Below are 15,374 nucleotides of genomic sequence, written 5' to 3'. Positions count from 1 at the left end.
AGGCTAGCCCACTCGGCCCGCCGCACCCGGTTCCGACAGCGTGCAGCCCGGGCACCAGAGGGTTCTCTGATGCCCGGGCTGCGGGTCCGGTGTTCGGCTGGCTCAGGCCACCGAGTCTGCCGTCCGCACAGGAAGCGTCTTCGGCTTGAACGACGGGCGCGTCGCCTCGTAGGCGGAGATGGAGTCCGACTGCATCAGGGTCAGCGAGATGTCGTCGAGGCCGTTGAGCAGGCGATGCTTGGTGTACTCGTCGATCTCGAAGCTCACCACCACGTCGCCGCGGGTGATCGTCTGGCTGGGCAGGTCCACCGTGGTGGGCACGTTCGGGTCCGCGTCGATGGCGTCCCACAGCAGGTCACGGTCCTCCTCGGAGACCACTGCCACCAGCAGGCCGGCCTTACCGGAGTTGGAGCGGAAGATGTCGCCGAAGCGGGTGCCCACGATCACCGTGAAGCCGTAGTTCTGCAGCGCCCACACCGCATGCTCGCGCGAGGAGCCGGTGCCGAAGTCGGGGCCGGGGATCAGGATGGTGCCGGTCGTGAACGGCTCCTGGTTGAGCACGAACTCGGGGTCGTTGCGCCAGGCGGCGAACAGCCCGTCCTCGAAGCCGGTGCGGGTGATCCGCTTGAGGTACACCGCCGGGATGATCTGGTCGGTGTCGACGTTGGAGCGGCGCAGCGGGACGGCCACGCCGGTGTGGTTGACGAAGGGTTCCATGATCAGCGTCCAATCAGGTCGGCGGGAGCGGCCAGGTGGCCGACGATGGCGGTGGCCGCGGCGACGGGCGGCGAGACGAGGTGCGTGCGGCCACCCTTGCCCTGGCGGCCCTCGAAGTTGCGGTTCGACGTCGACGCCGCGCGCTCCCCCGGCGCCAACTGGTCCGGGTTCATGCCCAGGCACATCGAGCAGCCGGCGGCGCGCCACTCGGCACCGAAGTCCAGGAAGATCTTGTCCAGGCCCTCGGCCTCGGCCTGCAGGCGCACCCGGGCCGAGCCGGGCACCACGAGCATGCGCACGCCGTCGGCGATGTGCTGGCCCTCCAGGATGGAGGCAGCCAGGCGCAGGTCCTCGATGCGTCCGTTGGTGCAGGAGCCCAGGAAGACGGTGTCGACGGTGATGTCGCGCATCGGTGTACCGGGGGTCAGCGCCATGTACTCCAGGGCGCGCTTGGCCGTGGACTGCTCCACCTCGGAGTCGAAGTCCTCAGGTGCCGGGACCACTCCGCCCAGCGGGACGCCGTGGCCGGGGTTGGTGCCCCAGGTGACGAAGGGGGTGAGCTGGGTGGCGTCGATGTCCACCTCCACGTCGAACGTGGCGTCGTCGTCGGTGCGCAGCGTCTTCCAGTACTCGACGGCGGCGTCCCAGTCCTCGCCCTCGGGCGCGTGCGGGCGGCCCTTCAGGTAGGCGAAGGTGGTCTCGTCGGGGGCCATCATGCCCGCCTTCGCGCCCCACTCGATGGACATGTTGCAGATGGTCATCCGTCCCTCCATCGAGAGCGCCTCGACGGTGGAGCCGCGGTACTCGACGATGTAGCCCTGGCCGCCGCCGGTGCCGACCTTGGCGATCAGCGCCAGGACGACGTCCTTGGCGGTAACGCCGTCGGGCAGTTCACCGTTGATGTTGACCGCCATGGTCTGCGGCCGCTTCTGCGGCAGCGTCTGCGTGGCCAGCACGTGCTCCACCTCGGAGGTGCCGATGCCGAACGCGAGCGCGCCGAAGGCGCCGTGGGTGGAGGTGTGCGAGTCGCCACAGACGATGGTCATGCCGGGCTGGGTGACGCCCAGCTGGGGACCGATGATGTGCACGACACCCTGGTCGCGGTCGCCCAACGAGTGGATCCGGATGCCGAACTCGGCGGCGTTCTTGCGCAGCGTGTCCACCTGTGTGCGCGAGACGGGGTCCGCGATCGGCAGGTTGATGTTGAGCGTGGGCGTGTTGTGGTCCTCGGTGGCCAGAGTGAGGTCCGGGCGGCGGACGGGGCGGCCGGCCAGGCGCAGGCCGTCGAAGGCCTGGGGGCTGGTCACCTCATGGACGAGGTGCAGGTCGATGTAGAGCAGGTCAGGCTCTCCCTCCACCGCGCGGACGACGTGCGCGTCCCATACCTTCTCGCTCAGGGTCTTGCCCATGGCTCCTCTTCTCAAACATTCGACGTGGAAATCTGTCGCCAAGTATGACCCGCAACACGCCCACCACCGGTTTGCATGTCCACATAGTGGATTGATAATCTCACCATATGGACGACACAAGTGGCGTTGGCGTACTCGACAAGGCGGCCTCGGTTCTCGCAGCCCTGGAGCGCAATCCCCTCACCCTGGCGGGCCTCGTGACCGCCACAGGGTTGGCGCGCCCGACGGCGCACCGGCTCGCGGTGGCACTCGAACATCACCGCCTCGTCGGCCGAGACCTTCAGGGGCGCTTCGTCCTCGGGCCGCGGTTGATCGAGCTGGCCGAGTCCGCCGGCGAGGATCCCCTGCTGGCCACCGCCGGCCCCATCCTGACCAGGCTGCGCGACATCACAGGCGAGTCGGTGCAGATGTTCCGCCGCCAGGGTGACATGCGCATCTGCGTGGCCTCCGTCGAGCGCCCCACCGGCCTCCGCGACACCGTCGCCGTCGGCGCCCAGCTGTCCATGACGGCGGGGTCCGCGGCCCAGGTGCTGCTGGCCTGGGAAGAGCCCGAGAAGCTGGAGAAGCTGCTGGAGGGCGCATCGTTCACGCTGACCACGCTGCAGAGCGTGCGACGGCGCGGCTGGGCGCAGTCGGTGGCGGAACGCGAGGCGGGCGTCGCGTCGGTGTCGGCCCCGGTGCTGGCCCCGTCGGGCAAGTTGATCGCGGCCGTCTCCGTCTCCGGGCCCATCGAGCGGCTGACCCGCTCGCCCGGCCGTCTCCACGCCCCGGCGGTCCTTGCGGCGGCCGAGCGGCTGAGCGAGGTGCTGCGGCGTAGCGGCGCCCCGGAGTAGTGGCCATGTCCGGTCACGTGTTCGTCGCGGGACCGGCGTCGTGGAACCAGATCGTCATGCTGGACGCGCTGCCGCAGCCCGTTTCGCACATGGCGTTCGCGCGCTCGCACCGATGGGCCCTGGGCGGGACGTCCGCCGGGAAGGCGCTCAATCTGCGCTCTCTCGGGGTCGACGTGACTCTGCGGACGGTGGTGGGTGATGACCCCGAGGGGCGACAGGTGTTGATGGCGCTCCGCGAGTCCGGCATCGACGTGCTCGCCGAGGAGGCCTCGAACCGGATCACCGAACAGCACCTCAACCTGATGAACCCCATTGGTGGGCGGGTGTCGCTGTACCTGCGCGCGCCCACGCTGGAGGTGGCCGACGTCCGCTTGGCAGATGAAGCGCGCCGGTCGATGCAGTCCGCCGACGCCGTAGTGATCGACCTGTCGGACCCCGGCCGAGCGCTCCTGAGCCAGGCGCGCGAGCTGGGCCGCCCAGTCTGGTGCGACCTGCACGACTACGACGGCACCTCACCGTGGCACCAGCAGTTCGTCCACGAGGCCTCCTTCGTCTTCTGCAACGACGACGCCCTGCCGGATCCTGCTGGTTTCGTCGCCGACCGCATCAGCGGCGGCGCCCAGCTGGCAGTGGTGACCCGCGGCGCGGCCGGAGCGATCGCGATGGCGACCGACGGGGTGCTCAGGCACGTCCAGGCCCTCCCCGTCGAGGAGGTGGTGGACACCAACGGCGCCGGAGATGCCTTCTTCGCAGGGTTCCTTGCCGCCCACCTGGCGGGATCCCCCGTCGACATCTGCCTCCTGGCCGCGGCGCGCCAGGCTTCCCTGTGCATCCAGAGCCCTGCTCTTGCGCCCCGTGAGCCGACGACGGCAGCGACCCGAGGCCGCGACTGAGGGCAGGAGTCGGACAGCGCCACAGCGGCAGTCGCCAGGCATACCCGGAAGGAGCTGGGCGGGTCCCGCGATGGGCCGGACACGGAAAAATCCCTTGCCGGATCTCTCCGGCAAGGGATTCAACTCGTAGCCCCGACGGGATTCGAACCCGCGCTACCGCCTTGAGAGGGCGGCGTGCTAGGCCGCTACACAACGGGGCCCTAGCGAGAAGGAGTTTAACACCTTCCGCAGGGGTACTAGGACTCGAACCTAGACTGACGGAACCAGAATCCGGCGGGCTGCCAATTACCCCATACCCCTGTGCGCCCGGTCACCCGGGCACGAAGATGAACCCTACACCAGGGCTTCGGCGCCCCGCAAACCGACTCCCCCCCCCCCCGTCGCTCCGCCTCCGGTCGCCCCACCCCCGGCCGCTCCACCCCCGGTCGCCCCCCCGGTCGCCCCACCCCCGGTCGCCCCACCCCCGGCCGTTCCACCCCCCGGCCGCTGGGTTACCGGCTCCGTGGCCGACCCGGCCGCCCCACCCCCGGCTCCCGTGGCCGCCCCGGCGGCCCCTCGCCGCTGTGCCCAGTCACCTGTGACTCTGGGGAGGCTCATGTCCCCCACCGGGGAGGGAGTTGAGCAAATGGCAAGGATCGCGAGGACCTCCACGCTCAGCCCACGCGTGGCCCGCACCGCGAACCCTGCCATTTGCTCAACTCCCTCCCCCTACCTCTCCCGAGGACCCCCTCCACGGCTCGACGAGTTATCCACAGGCCGGCGCTCGCCCCTTGGCTGCGAGGGTCGCAGTGCACAGACTTGGGGCGTGGATCCCGATGTGATGAGGTCTCTGAGCGACGGCGTCGTGACCGCACGCCTCGCCCCGCGCAAGGCTCGCGCGCTGAACTCCTACGCCTTCCGCGGTCAGCTCGAGCGTCTGCTTCCGGGCGTCTACGGCCGTCCCGGGGCCGGCGAGACGACGGAGGGTCGGCTGCGGGCAATCAAGGCATATGGCGACGACATGGTCGTCGTCGGGCGAAGCGCCGCCGCACTCACGTTCTGGCCGGAGATCGAGCAGGAGGGTTCATTGGAGGTCGCCTGTGCTCGGGCCATCACCCCGGGCTACGGTCTTCGCATGGAACAACGGCTCATCCCCGTTGATCTCCTGACGCGACGTGACGGCGTTCTGTGCACCGTGCCGGCGCTGACGGTTCTGGATCTCATACCCGATCTGGAAGCGGAGCCAATCCAGGAGGCACTCCGACGTCGGGCGTGCACCCTGAAACAGATGAAGCACGCGCTGTCACTGACCCCCCACCGTCGCGGCAACAAGCTCAGACGCGATCTCCTCGCACAATCTGCAGACTCGCCCTGGTCCCCACTTGAGTTGTCAGCGCACGCCGCGCTACGCGGCGCCGGCATCACGGGATGGCGGTCAAATCTGCCCGTCTTCGTTGGCGGGCGGAAGTACTACGTCGATGCCGGGTTCCGCGAGAAGAAGATCGCGTTGGAGTTCGACGGCTACGCCTTCCACAGCTCTCAGGACGCCTTCCACGCCGACCGTCTTCGCGACATCGCCCTGATCAAGGCGGGCTGGCTCGTGGTCCACTTCACGGAGAAGAGCCTCCCGACGCTCGTTGAGACCACCCTGAGTCTGATCGCTCTGCGGTCCACCTGATAGCGCGCGTCCGTCTCGGGGCGACGCGCTCCCCGGCTCTTGCGTTGAGCAAATGGCAGGGGTCACGGAACCCCGCACGCTCAGGCTGAGCGCGGGCGGCGCCGTGACCCGTGCCATTTGCTCAACTCGCCACCAGCCCAGCCACAAGCCACATCTGCAAGGAGGCGCCGGCCACCGCGACGGCGGCGTCAGGGGCGACGGCGGCGTCAAGGGGCGACCGTTGCGTCAGGGGGCGACCGTGGCGCCAAGGGGTGACAGTGGCGTCAAGGGGTGACGGTGGCGACTCGCAGCCGACGCCCCAACCACCACGCCGCGACACCGAACGCCGCGAACGCCGCGACATTCCAGCCCGCCTCAGCCCACGTGATGGTGGTCACGCCGCGCAACTCCGCCACCGACATGGTGAACATCGCGTACCCGTACGCCGCGACATTGTTGACCACGTGGGCCGCGATCCCCGCCTCCAGACCCCCGGTGACCACCACCAACGCCCCCGCCACCAGACCGAACGCCAGCCGGTGCGCGAACAGCGCCGGGCTCTGCACCCCGTGCAGCAGCGCGAAGATCAGTGCGGATCCGACGACGCCCGCCCAGGTCCGGCCGGTGGCCGACCCGATCACCTGCAGCAGGTAGCCCCGGAAGAACACCTCTTCCGCCGCCGCCTGCAGCGGCGAGGTGATCGCCACCACCAGCAGGAACCACACCCAGCCGTCCTGGCCGTCGTGAAAGACCGGCATGTCTCCCACGAGGAACGAGGCCCACGTGAACGCGTTGAGGATCACCGCCGCCACCACCAGCGACATCGCGAGATACCGCCATCTGAGTCCTGGCTGGACCGAGGCCAGCCAGCGGGGCCGCACGCCGTGGACGTAGCGCACCAGCAGGATCGACAAGGGGATGAGCGCAGCCAACGCCAGGTGACCGGCAGCCGGTCCCTCCGGCAGCTCATACGCCGTGGCCGCCCGCTCGTAGGCCGCGTAGTCCCCACCGCCCCGCAGCAGGAAGCCCAGGCGAAGCACGACGGCGGACACAGCAGGCACCACCAGCGCGAACGCGCTGAACGCGAGCAGCGCACCAAACACTGTGATCGGGACCGTGAATCCCCGGCGCCGCAGCGCCAGCGGGTAGCTCAATCCCGACGGCGGGTCCTGCGGCTCGCCGGCCAGCAACAGCAGCGGGGGCTGGGTCACGCGTCCGCGACGGGGTTGCTCAGCACGCCCAGGCCGTCGATCTCCACGCTGACCCGGTCTCCCGGCTCCATCGAACCCACGCCGGCCGGCGTGCCGGTGAGGATCAGGTCGCCCGGAAGGAGCGTGGTGAACGACGTGATGTAGCTGACGAGCTCGACGATGCCACGCACCATCTGCGCTGTGGAGCCCTGCTGGCGCACCTCGTCGCCGAGGCGGGTCTCGATGGTGAGGTGTTCGGCCTCCTCGACGGTGAGGTGCGTGTTGACCCAGGGGCCGAGCGGGAGGAACGTGTCCGAACCCTTCGCCCGGGCCCACTGACCATCGGTGGCCTGCCAGTCCCGCGCGGTGACGTCGTTGGCGATGGTGTAGCCGAAGATGACCTCCGGCACGCGCTCGGCGGGCACCTCTTTGCAGATCCGCCCGATCACGATCGCCAGCTCGCCCTCGAAGTGGAGGTTCTCGCAGCCCGCGGGGCGGATGATGGTGTCGTCGGGCCCGATCACGGAGGTGTTGGGCTTGAAGAACAGCAGCGGCGATTCGGGCACCTCGCCGCCCATCTCCTTGGCGTGGTCCGCGTAGTTCTTGCCCACCCCGACGATCTTGCTGCGCGGGATGACCGGCGCGAGCAGGCGCACGTCGACGAGGTCGTGGCGCTCCCCTGTGTAGTTGACCGCGAGCCCCGCGAGGGGATCGTTGGTCAACGCGGCGATGGTGTCGGGGTGATCTCCCCCGTCAACAGCGAGTTCGATGATCCCGTAGGTGGGGTCCTGGCCATCCTTGACGAAACGTGCGATGCGCATGGTTCCCAGCGTAGTGGAGGCGAGGGAACCACTGATTCCCTAGGCCGGTGGCAGATGCGTGAGGATGCCGTAGGCCAGGGAGTCCATCAGCGCCTCCCAGGAGGCCTCGATGACGTTGGTGCCCACCCCCACCGTCGTCCAGGTGAAGCCGTTGTAGGAGGTGTCGATCAGGGTGCGCACCGAAGCGTCGGTGCCGTGCCCCTCGTCGAGGATCCGCACCCGGTAGTCGGTCAGCTCGAACTCGGCCACTGCCGGGAAGGGCATCGCGAGCGCCTGACGCAGCGCGCCGTCGAGCGCGTTGACGGGGCCGTTGCCCTCGCCCACCACCATGTGCCGCTCGCCCTTGGCGGTGAGCTTGACGGTGGCCTCGGAGATGTTGACCCCGTCGCGCTCCTCGGTGAACACGCGCCACGACTGGACCTGGAACGGCAGCGCGAGGATGCCGAGCTCGTCGCGCAGCAGCATCTCGAACGACGCGTCGGCAGATTCGTAGGAATAGCCCTCGTTCTCCCTGGCCTTGACGCGCTCGGTGATGGAGGCAGCCAATGCGCGATCCTCCAGGTCGAAGCCCAGCTGCTCGCCCTTGATCTGGATGTTGGCGCGGCCGGCCATGTCGGAGATCAGCATCCGCATGTCGTTGCCCACCAGCGACGGGTCGATGTGCTGGTACAGGTTCTCGTCCACCCGGATGGCGGAGGCGTGCAGCCCCGCCTTATGGGCGAAGCTCGAATGCCCCACGTAGGGCTGGCGACCCACCAGCGGCTGATGCGCCACCAGCGCGATCGCGTGGGCCACCCGGGTCAGCTCCGCGAGCTGCTCGGGGGGCAGCACGTCCCAGCCGTACTTCAGCTGCAGGTTGGGGATGAGCGCGGACAGGTCCGCGTTGCCGGTGCGCTCCCCGTATCCGTTGAACGTGCCCTGCACGTGCATGACACCGGCCTCGACGGCGGCCAGGGTGTTGGCGACGGCGCAGGCGGTGTCGTTGTGGCAGTGGACACCCAGGTTGGCACCGGTGGCGGCGGCGGCCTCGATGATCTCCCCCATCCAGCTGGGCAACATGCCTCCGTTGGTGTCGCAGAGCACCACCACCTCGGCGCCGGCGTCGTGGGCCGTCTGGACCACCTGGATGGCGTACTCGGGATTGGCGCGGTAGCCGTCGAAGAAGTGTTCGCAGTCCACGAACACCCGCTTGCCCTGCGAGCGGAGGTACTGCACGGTGTCGGTGACCATCTCGAGGTTCTCCTCGAGCGTGGTGCGCAAGGCCCGGTACACATGTTCGTCGTGCGACTTGGCGACGATGCAGATGAAGTCCGTGTCCGCGTCGACCAGCGCCCGGGTCAGCGCGTCCTCGGCCGCCTTCGCCCCGGCCTTGCGGGTGGCGCCGAACGCCACCAGCTGGGAGCGCTTCAGGTTGAGCTCCTTGGCGCGGACGAAGAACTCGGTGTCGTTGGGGTTGGCGCCCGGCCAACCCCCCTCGATGAAGGTGACGCCCAGCTCGTCGAGGTAGCCCGCGATCTTCAGCTTGTCCTGCACCGACAGGTGCAGGCCCTCCTGCTGCGCGCCGTCGCGCAGTGAGGTGTCGAAGACGTGGAACTCGGCCGGTCGGGTCGGCAGCATCGGCATTGATCTCTCCCAGGGGTGGTCAGTCAGAGCGAAGGATACCCCGAGCGGGCGGACCCGCCCCGTCTCAGCCAGTGGACGGGCACGCCCCACCCCTTCCCGCCCGAAAGCGCCAAGCCGTAGGGTCCTGCCCATGACTCAGACCAGCACCATCGCCGTCATCGGCGGCGACGGCATCGGCCCCGAGGTGACCGCCGAGGCGCTCAAGGCCCTCACCGCCGTCGCCGGCGCAGACGCCTTCGACTTCGTCCACTACGACCTGGGCGCCGAGCGCTGGCAGCGCACCGGCGAGGTGCTACCGGACTCCGTGTTGGAGGAGCTCAAGGGTGTGGACGCGATCGTGCTGGGTGCGGTCGGGGCGGCACCGGGGTCGAAGGCGATCCCGAGCGGGCTTCTCGAGCGCGGCCTGCTGCTCAAGCTGCGGTTCGCGTTCGATCACGCGATCAACCTCCGCCCCTCCAAGCTCTACCCGGGAGTGCCCACTCCCCTGGCCCCCCGCATCGTCGAGGGCAAAACCGTTGACTTCGTCGTCGTACGCGAGGGAACCGAGGGTCTGTACTGCGGCAACGGCGGGGCGGTGCGCGTCGGCACCCCGCACGAACTGGCCACGGAGGTCTCCGTCAACACGGCCTACGGCGTGGAGCGGGTCGTCCGCGACGCCTACCGCCGCGCCCAGGCGCGTCGGGGCCAGCTCACGCTGCTGCACAAGCACAACGTGCTTGTCAACGCCGGCACCCTGTGGAACCGCATCTTCACCGAGGTCGGCGAGGAGTTCCCGGACGTGGAGCGCAGGTACCTGCACATCGATGCGGCGATGATCGCCATGGTGGTGGACCCCAGTCAGTTCGACGTCATCGTCACCGACAACCTGTTCGGCGACATCGTCACGGACCTGGCTGCCGCGGTCACCGGGGGCATCGGGCTGGCTGCGTCGGCCAACATCAACCCCAGCGGCGAGTTCCCGTCGATGTTCGAGCCAGTGCACGGATCGGCCCCCGACATCGCCGGTCAGGGCATCGCGGATCCCACCGCAGCCATCTCGTCGATGGCGCTCCTTCTGGACCACCTGGGCAGGCCGGAGCTGTCGGCACGGATCGACGAGGCGGTCAGCGCCGACATCACCGAGCGGGGCTCCGCGAGGCTGCGCACCACCGAGATCGGCGACCGGATCGCGGCACGCCTCTCCTGAGGCTCACCCGACGGGGTCTCAGGCGTCGAGGTCCTGCTCGATCAGCGCTGCGATCTTCTCGACCGCCTCAGCGTTGTCGGACTCGACGGTGACCTCCGCGCCTGCGCCGGCACCCAGGGTCATGATCATGAGGCTGGAGGCGGCGTCCACCCCATCGTCGGCGGGTGTTCCGGCGAGCCTGATGAGGATGTCGTCGTCGTAGGCCCCGGCCGCCTGGGCGACGAGGGCTGCGGGGCGGGCATGGAGGCCGACGGAGGAGCCGACGGTGACGGTCTTGCTTGCCATGATGGTGTCCTTCTGGTGTGGGTGAGCCCGCGGCCGGTCAGCCGAGGGCGATGACGTCGACCTGACCGGTCGTCAGATCTGCAGGGGTGGGCAGGGTGGTTCCCGGGAGCGCAGCGGCTGCCGAGCCGTAGGCGACGGAGGTGGCGAGGCACTGGGCGGGGTCGGCCCCGCGGATGTCGGCCAGAATGAAGCCGGCCACTGACGAGTCGCCGGCCCCCACCGTGCTCCGCACACTGATCCGCGGCGCACGCGCGAACCAGGCGCCGCCGCCGGTGACCAGCACGGCACCCGACCCGCCGAGGGTGACCAGGACGGCGCGGATCCCGCGCTCCTGCAGACTGCGGGCCGCCGCGACAATCCCGTCCAGCTCTCCACGCTCCGCGGCCGCCTCGAACTCCTGCGGGCTGCCACCGGTCAGCTGGGCCAGCTCTTCGGCGTTGGGCTTGATGAGATCGATCGGTGCGTCGAGCGACGCCACCAGCGCGTCGAGCGCTGGGCCTGAGGTGTCGACGGCGATTCGGCAGCCGAGCCCGGAGAGCCTCCCCACCAGGCTCGCGTACCAGTGGTCCGGGGCTCCGGGCGGGAGCGACCCGGCCAGCGCCACCCAGGCCGCGCCCCGTGCGACGTCGACCAGCGAGTCCGCCGCCACCTCCAGGTGTGCCGCGGTCAGCAGTGGCCCGGGCTCGTTGAGTTTCGTGGTGGTGCCGTCAGGCTCGGTGACTGTGGTGTTCATCCGCACCCGACGTCCGTCGTCGAGCGACTGCCCGAGCACGGTCAGCGGCGGCTCGGCGTGTTCTGCCAGCGTGCGGAATCCGCGATCCAGTGCCGCGGCCACGACGGTCACCGGCAGCCCTGCTGCACTCAACACCCGCGCAACGTTGACGCCCTTGCCCGCCGCCTGCTCCGTCACGCCGCTGGCCCGGAGCAGCTGGCCCCGCAGCAGGGGGCCGTCGAGGGTCAGCGTGCGGTCGATACTGGGGTTGGCCGTGAATGTGACCACTCTGCGTGCGACGTCGTCGACCATGCTGTCCGCTCCCTCGAGGCTCTGCTTACCTCCGTTTATATCCCAATTTGACTCACAAAGCAAGGTAAACCGACATAAACAAACATTAACCCGCCACGTCGACCCGGAGTTCGAGCGCCTCCAGAGCAGTCCGCGATGCCGGGGCCAGACGGGTATCCGTCACCAGCGCGTCGACGTCCCCGAGCTCCGCGAACCGGACCAGATAGTCAGCCCCGAACTTGGTGGCGTCGGCCAGCACGTACACCTCGCGGGCAGCCCGCACCATGGCCTGCTTGACGGCGGCCTCGGCCGGATCGGGCGTCGAGAACCCGTGCTCGGCGGAGAACCCGTTGGCCCCTAGAAAGGCGACGTCCACCCGCAGCCGGGCCAGCGCGGCGTGGGCCTCCGCCCCGACGGTGGCCTGGGTGAGTCCACGCACCTGCCCCCCGAGCAGCAGAACCTCCACGTCACCGCGGTCCGCCAGCGCCCCGGCAGTGGGCACGGAATTGGTGACCACGGTGGAGACCCACGCCGGCAGGAGCGCGCTCAGCTTGGCCGTGGTGGTGCCGGCATCCAGGAGGACGGTCAGCTCGTCGCGCTGCGGGAGCAGCGAGACGGCGTGGGCGGCGATGGCGAGCTTCTCGTCCTGCGACGTCGCCTCCCGTTGGCCCACCGGGGCCTCGGCCAGCCACAGCTTGTCCGAGGGCACGGCCCCACCATGGACGCGGCTCAGCAGCCCACGCGCAGCCAGGGCGTCGAGGTCGCGCCTGATCGTCTCGGGCGTCACACTGAAGCGCACGGCGAGGTCGGCCACGGCCACCCGGCCCAGGCCCCTCGCAAGCGTCACGATGTCGTGCTGGCGCTCTTCGGCGTACATTCGACCCCTTCCTCGGGGCTCGCCCCGTTTCCAACATGATCAAACGGGGCCGAACCTGTGTTTGTGTTGACTTCATGGTCCCTGCAGGCGACGATAGTCACAACTACCCCCTCATTGTGGAGGAACCATGGAATCGAAGTCCCTTCGCGGCACCGGTGTCGTCGGCGGCATCGCCTACGCGCCCGCCCTCTGGCCCCGCCCCGCCATCCCAGCGCCCCCACCCCGCGGCACCCTCCCCGAGGAGGCTCGGGAGCAGGACGCCGAACGCTTCGCCGCGGCGGTGGCCGCCGTCGCCCAGCGGTTCGACGAGCGCGCCAGCGCGGTCACCGGTGTCTCGTCCGAGGTCCTCACCGCCACGGCCGCGCTGGTCAGGGACCGCGGATGGGTGCGCGCGGCGCGCAAGCTGATCACCGCCGGGACCCCGGCCGAGGAGGCCGTCGGAACCGCCATCGAGGGGTTCGTGACCCAACTCGTCCAGCTGGGCGGCCTGATGGCCGAACGGGCGACGGATCTCCGCGACATCCGCAACCGCGTGCTCGCCGAGCTGTTGGGACTCCCCGAGCCGGGCATCCCCACCCCCTCGTCGCCCGTCATCCTGTGCGCGGAGGATCTCGCCCCCGCGGACACCGCCGGCCTCGACCCAGTGCTCATCACCGCGCTCGTCACCCGGCTCGGTGGCCCCACCAGCCACACCGCGATCATCGCCAGGCAGCTCGGCATCCCCTGCATCGTCGCCGCGGCGGAGCTCGACTCGGTCCCCGAGGGGGCCCCGCTGCTGGTGGACGGCACCTCAGGGTTCATCACCGTGCACCCCGACCCGGACGAGGCCACCGAGCTGATGAACCGGGACCGGGAGCTCCGCGCCCTCACGGCCACCTGGCAGGGCCCTGCCCGGACCTCCGACGGCGTCAGCGTGCAACTGCTCGCCAACGTGCAGGACGGCGCCGCCGCGCGCACGGCCGCCGGCTCGGAGGCGGAGGGCGTGGGCCTGTTCAGGACCGAGCTGTGCTTCCTCACCGCCCAGACCGAGCCCAGCGTCGAGGAGCAGGCCCGCATCTACGGAGAGGTCTTCGCCGCGTTCGCAGGCCGCAAGGTAGTGGTGCGCACGCTCGACGCCGGTTCCGACAAGCCGGTGCCGTTCGCCAACCACGAGGATGAAGCCAATCCCTCGCTCGGCGTGCGGGGCATCCGCCTCGGCTGGACCAACCCGGGGCTGGTGGAACGCCAACTGGACGCGATCGCGCTCGCCGCCGCCGGGGCCGGCGTGGCGGAGGCGTGGGTGATGGCCCCCATGGTGGCCACCGTCGACGAGGCCTTCGAGTTCTCAGCCCTCTGCCGGGCCCGCGGCCTGAAGCCGGGCATCATGGTGGAGGTCCCCTCGGTAGCGCTCCTGGCGGACCGCTTCCTCGCCGAGGTGGACTTCTTCTCCATCGGCACCAACGACCTGACCCAGTACGCGATGGCCGCGGACCGGATGGCCAGCGCCCTGGCCCAGCTCACCGACCCCTGGCAGCCCGCCGTGCTGCGGCTCGTCCAGTTCGCCGCCGAGGCCGGGCTGGCCGTCGGCAAGCCGGTGGGGGTGTGCGGGGAGGCGGCCGCGGATCCGCTGCTCGCCTGCGTTCTGGTGGGGCTGGGAGTCACGTCACTGTCGATGGCCGCCACGGCGATCCCGTCGGTGGGGGTGCGCCTCGGCAGCGTCACGCTGGACCAGTGCCGCGAGGCGGCCGAGCGCATCGTCGGCACCCGCAACGCGCGCGACGCTAAGGAGCTGGCGCTCGCGCTGCTGGGCTGAGGGCGCACAGAAAGGGCCGGGAACCTGAGGTTCCCGGCCCTTTCGGCGTTCAGATCATGGTGCTACGGCTCGACGGTGACCTTGATGGCCTCGCCGCGGGCGACGATGTCGAACGCTGTGAGCGCGTCGACGAGCGGCACCCGCCGGGTGATCAGATCCTTCACCGGGATCTGGCCCGACGCGATGTAGGACAGCGCATCCTTGTGGTGCTTCGGCGCAGACCCGTTGGCGCCGTGGATGTGCAGCTGGCGGTAGTGCACCAGGTTGCTGTCGCAGGTGATGGTCGGGTTGGTCTTCGGCAGGCCGCCGAAGAACGAGATCCGGCCGTTGCGCGCGGCCATCGAGATGGCCTGCTCCTGGTTGATGTTGGCCGGGGTGGCGGTGATCACCACGTCCGCGCCGCGCCCGTCTGTCATGCGCATGATCTCGGCCACGACGTCGGTGCTGGAGGCGTCGATCGTCGCGTCCGGATGGACCGCCTCGGCTGACATCGCCAACCTCTCGGCGTTGATGTCGACCAGGACGATGGTGCCCACCTTGTGCACGCCCCGCGCGATCCGGATGTGCATGCAGCCGATCGGACCGGCACCGAAGACCACCACGAAGTCGCCCTCCTCGATGCCGAGCTGCTCCTGGGCGTTGATCGCGCAGGCGAACGGCTCGACGGCGGAGGCCTCGTCGAAGCCCACCTCGTCCGGGATGCGGTTCAGGCCGTCGACCTTCAGCACCTCCTTGGGCACGATCATGTACTCGGCGAACCCGCCGTCGTACTGGTAGCCGACGGAGGTCTGGTTCTGACAGACAGCCATCCAGCCCTTGCGGCACTCGTGGCAGTCGCCGCACGGCACGGCCGCGATCACCTGCACACGGTCGCCGACGGCGAAGCCGCCGAGCGCCTCGGGGCCAACCTCCACCACCTCGCCGGCGATCTCGTGGCCCATCGTCGTGACGCGGGTGATGTTGACGTGACCGTTGTTGCGGATCTTCACGTCGGTGCCGCAGGTCGAGCAGTTGCGGACCCGGATCTTGACCTCCTCCGGGCCGCACTGCGGCTCAGGGACGTCCTCGAGCCGCACATCGCCGGGGGCATGGAATCTCAGTGCCTTCAT

Annotated in this window: 14 protein-coding genes and 2 tRNA genes; 5 read left to right on the top strand and 11 right to left on the bottom strand. The window is 69.7% G+C overall.

The window, feature by feature from the left end; translation table 11 throughout:
- Positions 1-102 precede the first annotated feature (102 nt).
- Together leuD and leuC are read right to left on the bottom strand one after the other, a co-directional pair.
- Positions 103-717, bottom strand: a complete 615-nt coding sequence (gene leuD / locus H5398_RS07020; RefSeq protein WP_182799499.1) for a 3-isopropylmalate dehydratase small subunit — start codon at positions 715-717, stop codon at positions 103-105.
- Between the two features lie 2 nt (positions 718-719).
- On the bottom strand, positions 720-2,126 hold the full coding sequence (gene leuC, locus H5398_RS07015; RefSeq protein ID WP_182799498.1) for a 3-isopropylmalate dehydratase large subunit: 1,407 nt from the start codon (positions 2,124-2,126) through the stop codon (positions 720-722).
- A 107-nt stretch (positions 2,127-2,233) separates the two neighbouring features.
- Between leuC and H5398_RS07010 the strand changes: the two genes are divergently transcribed.
- Both H5398_RS07010 and H5398_RS07005 read left to right on the top strand, forming a co-directional pair.
- Positions 2,234-2,959: an IclR family transcriptional regulator gene (locus tag H5398_RS07010; RefSeq protein WP_182799497.1), complete on the top strand. Its 726-nt coding sequence runs from the start codon at positions 2,234-2,236 to the stop codon at positions 2,957-2,959.
- Positions 2,960-2,964: 5 nt separating this feature from the next.
- The gene (locus tag H5398_RS07005; RefSeq protein ID WP_182799496.1) at positions 2,965-3,852 is read left to right on the top strand and encodes a carbohydrate kinase family protein; all 888 of its coding nucleotides are present in this window, start codon (positions 2,965-2,967) and stop codon (positions 3,850-3,852) included.
- 127 nt (positions 3,853-3,979) lie between these two features.
- Here H5398_RS07005 and H5398_RS07000 read toward each other — a convergent pair.
- Together H5398_RS07000 and H5398_RS06995 are read right to left on the bottom strand one after the other, a co-directional pair.
- Positions 3,980-4,052, bottom strand: a tRNA-Glu gene (locus tag H5398_RS07000).
- 28 nt (positions 4,053-4,080) lie between these two features.
- Positions 4,081-4,152, bottom strand: a tRNA-Gln gene (locus tag H5398_RS06995).
- A gap of 505 nt (positions 4,153-4,657) precedes the next feature.
- On the opposite strand from H5398_RS06995, the gene H5398_RS06990 reads away from it, so the two are divergent.
- Entirely contained in the window at positions 4,658-5,509 is an 852-nt protein-coding gene (locus H5398_RS06990) for an endonuclease domain-containing protein (protein WP_182799495.1), read from the top strand.
- Positions 5,510-5,772: 263 nt separating this feature from the next.
- Here H5398_RS06990 and H5398_RS17750 read toward each other — a convergent pair whose 3' ends face one another.
- From H5398_RS17750 to cimA, 3 genes are read right to left on the bottom strand one after another with little or no spacing between them, the layout of a single operon-like run.
- Positions 5,773-6,699, bottom strand: coding sequence for a type II CAAX endopeptidase family protein (locus H5398_RS17750; RefSeq protein WP_182799494.1), 927 nt, complete (start codon positions 6,697-6,699; stop codon positions 5,773-5,775).
- Positions 6,696-7,499, bottom strand: coding sequence for a fumarylacetoacetate hydrolase family protein (locus tag H5398_RS06980; protein ID WP_182783958.1), 804 nt, complete (start codon positions 7,497-7,499; stop codon positions 6,696-6,698). Before H5398_RS06980 ends, H5398_RS17750 begins: the two co-directional genes overlap by 4 nt.
- Positions 7,500-7,538: 39 nt before the next feature.
- Positions 7,539-9,122, bottom strand: a complete 1,584-nt coding sequence (gene cimA / locus H5398_RS06975; RefSeq protein WP_182783956.1) for a citramalate synthase — start codon at positions 9,120-9,122, stop codon at positions 7,539-7,541.
- Positions 9,123-9,252: 130 nt separating this feature from the next.
- On the opposite strand from cimA, the gene H5398_RS06970 reads away from it, so the two are divergent.
- The gene (locus tag H5398_RS06970; protein WP_182783954.1) at positions 9,253-10,308 is read left to right on the top strand and encodes a 3-isopropylmalate dehydrogenase; all 1,056 of its coding nucleotides are present in this window, start codon (positions 9,253-9,255) and stop codon (positions 10,306-10,308) included.
- Positions 10,309-10,326: 18 nt separating this feature from the next.
- Here H5398_RS06970 and H5398_RS06965 read toward each other — a convergent pair whose 3' ends face one another.
- The 3 genes from H5398_RS06965 to H5398_RS06955 all read right to left on the bottom strand — a co-directional run bounded on the left by H5398_RS06965 (position 10,327) and on the right by H5398_RS06955 (position 12,473).
- The gene (locus H5398_RS06965) at positions 10,327-10,593 is read right to left on the bottom strand and encodes an HPr family phosphocarrier protein (protein WP_182783952.1); all 267 of its coding nucleotides are present in this window, start codon (positions 10,591-10,593) and stop codon (positions 10,327-10,329) included.
- Between the two features lie 37 nt (positions 10,594-10,630).
- The gene (locus H5398_RS06960; protein ID WP_182799493.1) at positions 10,631-11,617 is read right to left on the bottom strand and encodes a 1-phosphofructokinase family hexose kinase; all 987 of its coding nucleotides are present in this window, start codon (positions 11,615-11,617) and stop codon (positions 10,631-10,633) included.
- Between the two features lie 85 nt (positions 11,618-11,702).
- Positions 11,703-12,473: a DeoR/GlpR family DNA-binding transcription regulator gene (locus H5398_RS06955; protein WP_182799492.1), complete on the bottom strand. Its 771-nt coding sequence runs from the start codon at positions 12,471-12,473 to the stop codon at positions 11,703-11,705.
- Positions 12,474-12,600: 127 nt separating this feature from the next.
- On the opposite strand from H5398_RS06955, the gene ptsP reads away from it, so the two are divergent.
- Positions 12,601-14,265 carry a phosphoenolpyruvate--protein phosphotransferase gene (gene ptsP / locus H5398_RS06950; RefSeq protein WP_182799491.1) on the top strand — a complete coding sequence of 555 codons (1,665 nt, stop codon included), beginning with the start codon at positions 12,601-12,603 and terminating at the stop codon, positions 14,263-14,265.
- A gap of 62 nt (positions 14,266-14,327) precedes the next feature.
- On the opposite strand, the gene H5398_RS06945 is transcribed toward ptsP, so the two are convergent.
- Entirely contained in the window at positions 14,328-15,374 is a 1,047-nt protein-coding gene (locus tag H5398_RS06945) for a zinc-dependent dehydrogenase (protein ID WP_182783945.1), read from the bottom strand.

It is taken from the genome of Tessaracoccus sp. MC1679 (assembly GCF_014164775.1).
GTDB lineage: Bacteria > Actinomycetota > Actinomycetes > Propionibacteriales > Propionibacteriaceae > Arachnia.
This window is presented reverse-complemented; position numbering and strand designations above follow the sequence as displayed.